The following is a 10611-nucleotide window of genomic DNA, read 5'->3' on the forward strand; positions in this document are numbered from 1 at the left end:
TGATGGTGATTTCTGTAATGATGTATCTAAGTTACCGGGATCTGAAGCAAAATCGTTAACACAGTGTAACGGCTTCCTGAAAATCCCCGACTAATAGATTGAGGTGCGAGACCTGATTAAAGGAAATGTGTCCTCGTGTTTTCCTGTCGCATCAGACCTGTCAAAGATAAACTCAGTATCAAACTCCCGATTGCTGTATTAAGCATCTACATATTCAGCATCCAAAATAAAAAAAGCCCCTCCGTCAACTGACGAAGAGGCTTTGCTATTATCTGGTTTTATTTGTCTATAGCAAGGTAACCGTTAATCCGGCATCGGTATTTTCAACTTTTGCCACTTTTTTGCTGGTAAGCCCTTTAATAGCTTTGTCCCACTTTTTATTGCTGAGTTCCGAGTCTATCTTTAACTCATCAAGAGGATAAGTCTGCTTCTCTCCATCATCTTGAAGAAGATTGAAAATCTTTTTCTCGTCTTCCGACAGTTCAACCGCTTTTTTCTCGGGCTTCATTTGAGGAAAGAACAGCACATCCTGAATCGAAGGACTGTTGGTCATAAACATGGTCAGGCGGTCCATGCCAATTCCCATACCCGATGTTGGAGGCATGCCATATTCCAGGGCACGCAGGAAGTCCTGGTCGATAAACATCGCTTCGTCGTCTCCTTTTTCCGAAAGTTTTAACTGATCCTGGAAACGTTCGCGCTGGTCGATCGGGTCATTCAGCTCAGAGTAGGCGTTTGCCAGCTCTTTCCCATTAACCATCAGCTCAAAGCGTTCGGTCAGTTCCGGATTGTCGCGGTGCTTTTTGGTTAGCGGCGACATCTCAACCGGGTAATCGATAATAAAGGTTGGCTGAATGTAGTTGTGCTCACATTTTTCGCCAAAAATCTCGTCGATCAGTTTGCCTTTTCCCATTGTTTCATCGGTTTCGATGCCAAGTTTATCGCAAATCTCGCGCAGCTCAGCTTCCGATTTTCCTGAAATATCATAACCGGTGTATTCTTTAATGGCATCGGTCATGGTCACACGTGGGAACGGTGCTTTGTAGTCGATAATGTGCTCGCCCAACTGAACTTTTGTTGTTCCGTGTAAAGCCATCGCAACGCGTTCACAGATTTCTTCGGTGAACTCCATCATCCATTTGTAGTCTTTGTAGGCCACGTAGATTTCCATCACCGTAAATTCCGGGTTGTGGGTGCGGTCCATTCCTTCATTCCGGAAGTCTTTCGCAAACTCGTACACACCTTCGAAACCACCTACGATCAGTCGTTTCAGGTAAAGCTCGTTGGCGATACGCATGTACAACGGCATGTTCAGTGCGTTGTGGTGCGTAATAAACGGACGGGCAGTAGCGCCTCCCGGAATGGGCTGCAAAATCGGAGTTTCCACCTCGTGGTAGCCATATTCGTTGAACATCTGGCGCATGGTGTTGTAGATCTTCGTACGTTTTATGAAAGTATCTTTCACCTGCGGATTCACGATCAAATCAACATAACGCTGACGGTATCGTTGTTCGGGATCGGTAAATGCGTCGAATGTTTTTCCTTCTTTTTCTTTTACAACCGGAAGCGGACGCAGTGATTTACTCAGCACCGTAATTTCTTTTACATGAACGGTGAGTTCGCCCATTTGAGTAATAAAGGCAAATCCTTTTACCCCAATGATATCGCCCATATCGAGCAGCTTCTTAAACACTTCGTTGTACAAAGTTTTGTCTTCTCCCGGACAAATTTCGTCGCGGTTTACATATATCTGAATACGTCCTTCCTGATCCTGGAGTTCAGCAAACGCTGCTTTTCCCATAATTCTGCGGCTCATCAGTCGGCCGGCAATCACAACATCCTGGAAATTGTTGGCTTCTTCCTTGTAATTTTCTTTTATGTCGGCTGAAGTGGCATTTACATGATACTGTGCTGCAGGATAAGGCTCAATGCCCAGTTCACGCAGTTTTTGCAACGAATTTCTCCTGATTAATTCCTGTTCACTTAATTCCTGATGACTCATTTTATACTCTGTTTTTGGCTGCTCTTTTACCGGCGAATGCAAATCGTTTTTTTCCGGCCATAAAGAGGTAACCTGCTGAATGTTTGCAAAAATTTCGGCAAAGATAATAAAACAAGTTGCTCATCCTTTTTTGTATTTATGAAATGCCTGCAAAGTCTTTAAAGGATAACATAGTGTTCATGAATCGCTTGTCTCTTCTGAGGTGTGGCCGAATTCTCAATTAGTCATCGGATTACATCTTTTCGGAGTGGAACTTTGTTAATAATAAAAAGCGGACAATTTTAGGTTTTTTTTAAATATGAACGGGCATTTTGTATCTTTGCTCCTTCTTGTCTGAAATCAATAAAAACGCAGAATGGAAAAAATTTGGAACTATAAGAAACAAGGCGACCAAAACGAGGTAAAACACCTTTCCGCTGCGTTAAATGTAAACATGGTAACGGCCCGGCTGCTGGTACAGCGCGGCATAAAAACCTATAACGAAGCCAAAGCATTTTTCCGCCCCCGACTTAGTGATTTGCACGATCCTTTTTTGATGAAAGACATGAAGGAAGCGGTTGCACGTCTCGAAAAAGCCATCGAAAACCAGGAAAAGGTAATTGTTTACGGCGATTATGATGTGGACGGTACCACCTCTGTGGCGCTGATGTACCTCTTCCTGAAAGAAAGAATCAAGGAAATAGAATATTATATCCCGGACCGGTACAGTGAAGGATACGGAATTTCTCCGAAAAGTATCGATTATGCCGCCGAAAATGGTGTAACACTGGTGGTGGCTCTTGACTGTGGAATTAAAGCAGTTGAAAAAATTGAGAAAGCGAAAGAACTGGGAATCGATTTTATCATTTGCGATCACCATAATCCGGGAGAAAAAGTACCAAAGGCAAGCGCTGTTTTGGATCCAAAACAGCCCGGATGTAAATATCCTTACAAAGAGCTTTCCGGTTGCGGTGTTGGCTTTAAGCTGCTTCAGGCCTACTGCACCAAAAACAATATCGACCTGGAAGAAATTTATGACTTGCTCGACCTGGTTGCCGTTAGTATTGCGGCCGATATTGTACCGATAACCGGAGAAAACAGGGTACTGGCATACTACGGGCTGAAAAAACTGAATTCTGATCCCGGAGTGGGGCTGCAAACCATTATAAATTTTGCCGGAATCAACGGAAGCGATATCACCATCAGCGATATTGTTTTTAAGATTGGCCCGCGATTGAATGCATCAGGAAGGATTGAGCACGGTAAAAAATCAGTGCAAATTCTGGTTTCTGACGACGAGGATAAATCGGATCTTTTGGGTGAAGAAATCGACTCGTTTAACGAGATCCGTAAAACGCTCGACCGCGATATTACACAGGAAGCGCTGGATACAATCGAAAATAGTGAGGAGTTAAAAGAGATGAACAGCACTGTGCTGTATAACCGCGACTGGCATAAGGGAGTTGTGGGGATTGTAGCGTCGCGTGTTACCGAATATTACTACCGGCCAACGGTTATTCTGACCGAATCGAATGGCCTCGCAACCGGATCGGCGCGTTCGGTGCGTGATTTCGACTTGTACGAAGCCATCGGGCAGTGCAGCGATTTGCTGGAGTCGTACGGAGGGCATATGTACGCCGCCGGACTTACCATGAAGATCGAGAATATTCCGGAATTCAAACGCCGTTTCGAAGAGATTGTGACACGCCAGATTACTGATCAGCAGCAGGTTCAGTCGATCGATATTGATGCAAAGATTACCTTGAGTGAGATTACTCCGCGCTTTTTCCGGATACTGAAACAATTCGCGCCGTTTGGACCGCATAACATGATGCCGGTATTTGTAACCGAAGATGTTTTTGATGCCGGAACCAGTCGTTTGGTCGGCAAAAACAAAGAGCATCTGAAACTGGATTTGGTGGAGCCTGACGTGAATTCCGGTATTTTCCCGGGAATCGCATTTAACCAGTCGGATGCATATGATTTGATTACATCCGGTTCTCCTTTCGATATTTGCTATTCGATCAACGAAAACGAATACCGCGGCAAAACCAGTCTACAGTTGTTTATTCGCGATATAAAGAAGCGCGAGTCATTTGGCTGGTAGCTACGGCAATAATTTCAGAAATTCCGGATCCATGAGATCTTCGAGCTTGTCGGCCACAAAAGCGCCTGTGCTTTCCAGTCTCTCTTTGGATTGATGCCCGTTGGCAATCAGGATACAAGTGATTCCCAGTTTTTCTGCTACTTCGTAATCGTGAATCGTATCACCGATCATTACTGCTTTTTCTTTCTGTATCTGATGTGATTCAATTAGTTGCTCGCCCCGTTCAATTTTGGAGGCCGCATAATGATCATTCAGTCCGGCAATCCCTTCAAAATAGTGGAGGATATTCTGATGACCGAGCGTTTCCTGCAGCATATTCTGCTTCATGGCCGAAAGAACAAACTGCCGTTTGCCTGCATTTTTGAAGAAATCGAGCACTTTTACTGCTGATCGGTGCAGGTTGCAGCTTTTTACGCCGTTGTCGTATATGTCGATAAATTCGCGGGCCGGAATGGCGAAATCCTCTTTGCTGAAATCAAAGCCAATGGTGGCATAATAATCTTTTACCGGAAACGAAAAAACTTCCTTGTATTGAACGTGATCCAGCAATTCAAGGTCTCTTTTCTCAAGAATTTGATTGATGGTCGAAATACAAAAATTCAGATCATCGAGCAGGGTTCCGTTCCAGTCCCAAATAACAGAACGCATATTAAATATCTTTCACTTTAAGTTTATTGATCACCGGATTGGCGTACAATTTCAGGAAGCGCTCCTGTATGTCGGTCACCGGGAAATCGACGTGAACCATGGCTTGTTCCACCATGATTTCAAATTTCTTTTGTTCCTCGTTCGTGTATTTATCCTTAAAACGGTGTTCCTGCATCAGCATGTCGTAGGCGACGTAATTGCTGGGCCACAATTTAAAGTTTTTGTAGATCTGTTTATCGATCATTTCGGCTATGTCGCGAATGTATTTGTTGCGTTGTTCGTTGTTTTCTGCTGGAGGAAAATGCGTCTCAATCGGTTCGCCAAAGGCAAAACGTATCCTGCCTTTTGGTGCAAACATCCCCATCGACATGCTTTTCAAATCGTCTTTGCTGGTTTTTAGCTGACCGTAGTGTTCTTTCTTGATCAGCTCTTTTAGTTTGGCCAATCCGCAAGGTTCTATTTCATACGAAATAGATACGGGAACAATGTTGAGTTCATTGAATCCATCCGATATGGTTCCCTTGTTGCTCATATTGAGCATTTTGAGGAGGCTGTCCTGCGTTTTGTCGTTCCCGTCTTTTGTGCGGCCTTCCCTTTGTGCGATCCAGATCGACATTTTGTCCTCGGTGATCGACTTCCGGATGAAATGCGATACTTTCCGCGATGCCGTCATTAGTTCGCGGGGCGGGAGATTTCTTTTGATCACAAACGAGCGATTGAGTTTAACGGTGTGCTCAATCCATTCGTATTGCAGGAGGTTGTCGCCAATCGCAATTTCCGTGGTATTCATTCCGTGTTCGAAAATGAGCACGTTAAGAAGTGCAGCGTCCAGAATAATATCGCGGTGATTGGAAATAAACAGGTACGGCTTCTTTTTGTCCAGTTTGTCAATCCCGGTACATTTTAGCCCGTTGGACGTTTTATCCACCAGCCAGTGCAGCAGGTCGTAAATAAAAACACCCTGCAGCTGTTTCACGCTTTTGATACGCCGCAGCTGAAATTTCACCATTTCCACTTTCGGACGATTTTTGAACAGGATCATTAATACCTCGTCAAAAACCCTGTCTTTCAGCAGTAAACGCATCTTTTGCTTTACTTCCGAATCGTAATAAGGACGAATGTCATCGAAATTGTAGCCCGTCATATTTTAGATGATTTAACTCAGCAAAGTAACACATTCAATCTCAAAATTTCAACCGGAGCTGCATTTTTACTTCTGTTTTATCTTTTCCTGCAATTCCGTTATAGCCCGATCCGATGGTTTCGCCATTGGTCCAACGGGTGTTGGCGAGTTTAATCCAGCATTCGGCCCCGTCCGAAATTTTGTATTTGAGGTTCAGGTAAGTACGCCAGCCCTTGCCAAAAAAAGCGGGCACCGAAAACGTGTGCAATAAATCGTTTTCGTAAGCGTAAATGCGGGCGTCGTAGTTGCTGGTGTTAAAGTATGCGATTCTGCCCGAGAGGCTGAGCGGAGCACCCTGAGGTTTGTAAAGCACATCCTGAAAGATCAGTATTCCGTGTTCTTTTGAAACTCCGTTAAACGAAGAGTGTTCGAAACGGCTGCTCCATCTCCAGTTGTCGGTAATGAAATATTCAGTGTGAAGTCGGATTCGCCGAGTGTGTTCCGGCAGATTCACGTATAGCTTTTCCGCTTTATTTTTCTGATCTTTTGTTTCTGATTTGATGCGCAGGTAGCCTTTGAGTTTTTGGGAAAGAATAAAATCGGCCTGGGCAAAAATGTCGTGTCCCGAAGATGGACCTGCGGTAGTATAAGATATCCAGGGCGAACGGTACAAATCGGAATAGGCCGACAAAGTGACAAATTTAGCCGGAAGAAACCGGGCGCCGAGGTAAAACCCGGTTTCATTGGCAACGGTGCTGCTCTCCGATATCGCTTGTCCCCACAGGGCTTGATAGTTTTTATCGAAGCTGCGAAACTGAGCTGCAAGGTTCAGACGGTCGTTGAGGTGGGCCACAATTCCCTGCAAAAAAGCTTTTCCTCCCGATTTTGAGACAGCAGCTTCTCCCAACAACTGGTACTTTCCGGTGCTCAGTAAATAATCAATTCCGCCGGTGTAGTTCGTTGTGCCGTTGAATTTATATCGATTGTACAGCTGATCTCCGGGATAAAATGCACGGTCGAAATCCTGGTAAATGAAAATGCTCCCCAGTTTTAGTTTCGAGTAGGTTCTCGAAAAAACCAATCCCGCGTTGCGGTATCTGACTGATTTTTCATCGTCGATCTCACTTGGTGTGCGGTGGTAACCCGAAGTTTGTAAGCTGGTGAAAACTGGCTCTCCGTTTTGATCTGTATCCAGGTTGCCGTCTGCTTTCTTTTGCGAAACAAAAAGGTGGAGGGTGTTCTTTTTTAGTTGAAAGGAAGTGGTAGCTCCGCGGAAATAAAGATTTTCGTCTACCGATGTATAGGGTCTGACGCCCTGTCCGTATTTGATGATCCCGAGAACGTCGGCAGATTTTCCCGGAGAAAACCCTTGCCAGAGAACCAGCCCCTGTCCGCTGCGAATCACGAAATCGCCAATAGTCAAGCGTTCAAAAGTCTTATTGATTTTCATGCTCACATTTCCCGAGTAAAAATCAAAACCCTGTTTGTTGGAGCCTTTGAAAAATGCTTCGCCCGGATCTTTTTCGGCGGTTAACCCGGCCGAAAGTTTGTCGCCGGCTTCAAAACGGTAACGGCTGTAATACCTGAAGCGATTTCCTTCGTAAGGTTGGATGCCATCGTCGTTAGGTTTATAACCACGTTCTTTTTGCAATGTTCCCAAACTTCGCAGCATAAGTTCCTGCCGGTTGCGTTTTATTTCCTCGCTTAAGGAAGCTGGAGTCGTATCTTTTGGCCCGAAAACAACAAATACCTGCATTTTTTGCAGCAGTTCGGTGGTAAACCCATCAATCGTATTTAATTCGTAGATCGAATAAGCCGGTCCGTATTCCTCCAGGTAAGCCAACAGATTTTTAATTTGAATGCTGTTCAGCAAGTACATTTTTGAAAGTTCATCCGAATTCGTGGAGTTAAGGTTGATCGGATGTTCAATCAGTCGTTCCAGGTCCTCGATCATCAATGCCGCATCCGCTTCTTCTTCGAGGTTTTCCAATTGCGATTCAATAGTATTCTCAATGATTTCCTGATGCGAAAGTTCCTGTGCGTTCGTTGTGAGCGAAATCCCAACGATCAGTAAAATGGTAATATGGAAGGGAGTTCGTTTCATCTTAAATGAAATTGAACGGATACAGACGGCGTAAAGCCCAGGTTGCCGTGATAGCTGAAGGCAAAATCGGTAGAGATGTTGCCCAACGAGTAGCCTATTCCTCCTGAATAGTTAAAGGGCTTACCCGAAACCCCCAGTCGTAAAGCCAGGTTTTTTACCGGCATAAATTCCACTCCCGATTTTACCTGTGCCGGGAATCCGGAGGATTTTTGAACTTCAGCACATACGAGTACATATTCTGAAAGGAGATAATGTCCTCCCAGTCGATAGGTGAAAGGCATTTCCTGTTTTCCGGAATAGGTTTCGAAACCATTTTCTACCGGGTTAAACACATGCGCACCCAATGTCAGTTCGTGTGTTAACTGGTACACGAGGCCACATTCAAAAGTAAGGAAAGTAAAAGCCCCCTCGTTTTCGGGGAAGCGGCTGGCAAAATAATCCAATTGAAGAGCGGCGCTTAATTTTCGCGAAAGTTGCCGGGCATAGGCCAGTCCGAGTTTTGATTCTTTGTAGCTGCCTTTGCCAAATTGATAAAAACTGATACCGGCTGTTCCGCCGCCAAATGGAGCGGAAAAGGTTCCGGCGGTCAGCGAAAGTTCTTCCAGCATAAACCGCGATTCGTAATAAATGCCCGCTGAAAGCTTTGACATGCCGGCGAGTGTGGCCTGGTTGTGAAAAGTGCTCCATACGTCCGACAGCGAAACCGTTGCATTGGAAAGCGCTACTGCACGGGCTCCGGCCGTGAAATTTTCAGAGGCTATCGATGTATACGATAAGGCTAAAAACAGAATGAGTATGTGAGTGGGCTTTTTCATACACTAAAAAAGGGCGAGTAATAATTACTGCGCCCTTATAAAGGTACGAAAAATGTTTCTTTTGCTTAGTTCGTTTTGAACTTAAATTTAACTTCGGCTAATTCCTGGTTTGCCTTAACAATTTTTTCTTTTAGCTCTTCTTTGTACTGGAGCATTTTCTGCATCAAGGCTTCGTCGCCGGTTGCCATCATTTGAACGGCCAAAATGGCGGCATTCATGGCTCCGTTAACAGCAACGGTTGCCACCGGAATTCCGGGAGGCATTTGCAGGATTGCAAGTACTGAATCGAAACCAGAAAGGCTGGCATTGATCGGAACACCAATAACCGGTAGCGGCGTCATAGCGGCAATAACACCCGGCAAATGAGCCGCCATTCCAGCTCCTGCGATAATCACTTTAATGCCACGGTCTTTCGCTCCTTTGGCAAAAGTTTCCACTGCTTCGGGTGTGCGATGGGCAGATAAAGCGTTGATCTCAAACGGAATTTCAAATTCATCAAATAATCTGGCTGCTTTTTCCATCACATTCATATCGGATGTGCTGCCCATGATAATGCTAACTTTTGGTGTCATATTTAAGTTTTATTTTCTGATACTCGATTTGTTTTTGTTATTTTGTAGCCCAAATTTTTCAGTGCAAAATTAAGGCAATTTAAGTATTAATAAAAATCATACATTTACATGAAGCGGGTAAAAATTCACGATAAAGAGTTCGAATTATTCATCTCAAACGAAAAAATTCAGTCCGTTGTTCAAGAGATGGCTGAAAAAATGAATGCCGAGCTGGTTGGTAAGGATCCGCTTTTTCTGTGTATACTGAACGGATCGTTCATGTTTGCTGCCGAAATCTTCAAAAGAATTAATTTTGTTGAATCCGAAATTTCATTTGTAAAACTGGCGTCTTATTCCGGAGAGCATTCCACAGGAAGCGTCAAAGAATTGATTGGGTTGAATGAAAATATTGAGGGAAGAACCGTTGTGGTGTTGGAAGACATTGTAGATACAGGAATTACAATCAATGCCATTCAGCAGCAACTGAAAAGTATGAATCCAAAAGAAATACAGGTAGCCACCATGCTGCTGAAACCGGATGCTCTTAAAAAAGAAGTTGATCTGAAATATGTAGGAATTGAAATTCCGAATGACTTTATTGTCGGGTGCGGGTTGGATTATGATGGACATGGAAGAAATTTGACTGATATTTATTCAGTCGTAAAAGAATAACCGAAAAATAACCAAAGTCAACATGTTGAATATTGTATTATTTGGCCCCCCCGGAGCAGGAAAGGGGACTCAGGCCGAGTTTTTGATTGAATCTTACGGATTGATCCATTTGTCGACCGGAGAGATTTTAAGGAATGAGATTGCTGCAGGTTCAGAACTTGGGCTGGAAGCCAAAAAGTTTATGGACAAGGGAGAATTGGTTCCGGACCAGTTGGTGGTAAAAATGATTGAGGCAATTCTGGAAAGCCGCCGTGAAGCTAAAGGCTTTATTTTTGATGGTTTTCCGAGAACCGTAGACCAGGCAAAAGCGTTGGATGCTATGTTGGAAAAACATGGAACCGGAATATCGGGAATGCTGAGCCTCGAAGTAGAGAAACAGGAATTGATCAACCGTTTGCTGAGCCGGGGAAAAGTCTCGGGCCGTGTGGATGATCAGAACCAAAAAGTGATTGAGAACCGTATTCAGGTATATGGCGAAAAAACACTTCCGCTGATCGAGTACTACAAGCCGCAAGGCAAGCATTTTGGTATCGATGGAATGGGCAGTATTGAAGAGATTGCCGGACGTTTGAAGGAAGTTATTGAAAAGTTATAGACTTCACTAGAAGTC

General features: G+C 44.2%; 9 protein-coding genes. 3 read left to right on the forward strand and 6 right to left on the reverse strand.

The genetic code is table 11. The annotated features are described in order from the left end of the window. Window positions 1-286 precede the first annotated feature (286 nt). Window positions 287-2002 carry a lysine--tRNA ligase gene (lysS, locus tag MR764_RS01130; protein WP_247977542.1) on the reverse strand — a complete coding sequence of 572 codons (1716 nt, stop codon included), beginning with the start codon at window positions 2000-2002 and terminating at the stop codon, window positions 287-289. A 355-nt stretch (window positions 2003-2357) separates the two neighbouring features. On the opposite strand from lysS, the gene recJ reads away from it, so the two are divergent. Beyond that, window positions 2358-4088, forward strand: a complete 1731-nt coding sequence (gene recJ, locus MR764_RS01135; protein WP_247977543.1) for a single-stranded-DNA-specific exonuclease RecJ — start codon at window positions 2358-2360, stop codon at window positions 4086-4088. On the opposite strand, the gene MR764_RS01140 is transcribed toward recJ, so the two are convergent. From MR764_RS01140 to purE, 5 genes are all read right to left on the reverse strand, one after another. Beyond that, window positions 4089-4736 (reverse strand): HAD hydrolase-like protein, encoded by a 648-nt coding sequence (locus MR764_RS01140; protein WP_247977544.1) that lies wholly within the window; start codon window positions 4734-4736, stop codon window positions 4089-4091. Window position 4737: 1 nt separating this feature from the next. Then, window positions 4738-5880 carry a 1-acyl-sn-glycerol-3-phosphate acyltransferase gene (locus tag MR764_RS01145; protein WP_247977545.1) on the reverse strand — a complete coding sequence of 381 codons (1143 nt, stop codon included), beginning with the start codon at window positions 5878-5880 and terminating at the stop codon, window positions 4738-4740. Between the two features lie 40 nt (window positions 5881-5920). After that, entirely contained in the window at window positions 5921-7963 is a 2043-nt protein-coding gene (locus tag MR764_RS01150) for a helix-hairpin-helix domain-containing protein (RefSeq protein ID WP_247977546.1), read from the reverse strand. Further along, window positions 7960-8778 carry a hypothetical protein gene (locus tag MR764_RS01155; RefSeq protein WP_247977547.1) on the reverse strand — a complete coding sequence of 273 codons (819 nt, stop codon included), beginning with the start codon at window positions 8776-8778 and terminating at the stop codon, window positions 7960-7962. Before MR764_RS01155 ends, MR764_RS01150 begins: the two co-directional genes overlap by 4 nt. Window positions 8779-8843: 65 nt before the next feature. After that, a complete protein-coding gene (gene purE / locus MR764_RS01160) occupies window positions 8844-9350 on the reverse strand; it encodes a 5-(carboxyamino)imidazole ribonucleotide mutase (RefSeq protein ID WP_247977548.1) in 507 nt (168 codons plus the stop codon). A 108-nt stretch (window positions 9351-9458) separates the two neighbouring features. Here purE and hpt point away from each other — a divergent pair, with 108 nt between their 5' ends. After that, window positions 9459-10001, forward strand: coding sequence for a hypoxanthine phosphoribosyltransferase (gene hpt / locus MR764_RS01165; RefSeq protein WP_247977549.1), 543 nt, complete (start codon window positions 9459-9461; stop codon window positions 9999-10001). Window positions 10002-10023: 22 nt separating this feature from the next. Continuing rightward, window positions 10024-10596, forward strand: a complete 573-nt coding sequence (locus tag MR764_RS01170) for an adenylate kinase (protein WP_247977550.1) — start codon at window positions 10024-10026, stop codon at window positions 10594-10596. Window positions 10597-10611 lie beyond the last annotated feature (15 nt).

It is taken from the genome of Maribellus sp. YY47, assembly GCF_023111095.1.
GTDB lineage: Bacteria > Bacteroidota > Bacteroidia > Bacteroidales > Prolixibacteraceae > Draconibacterium.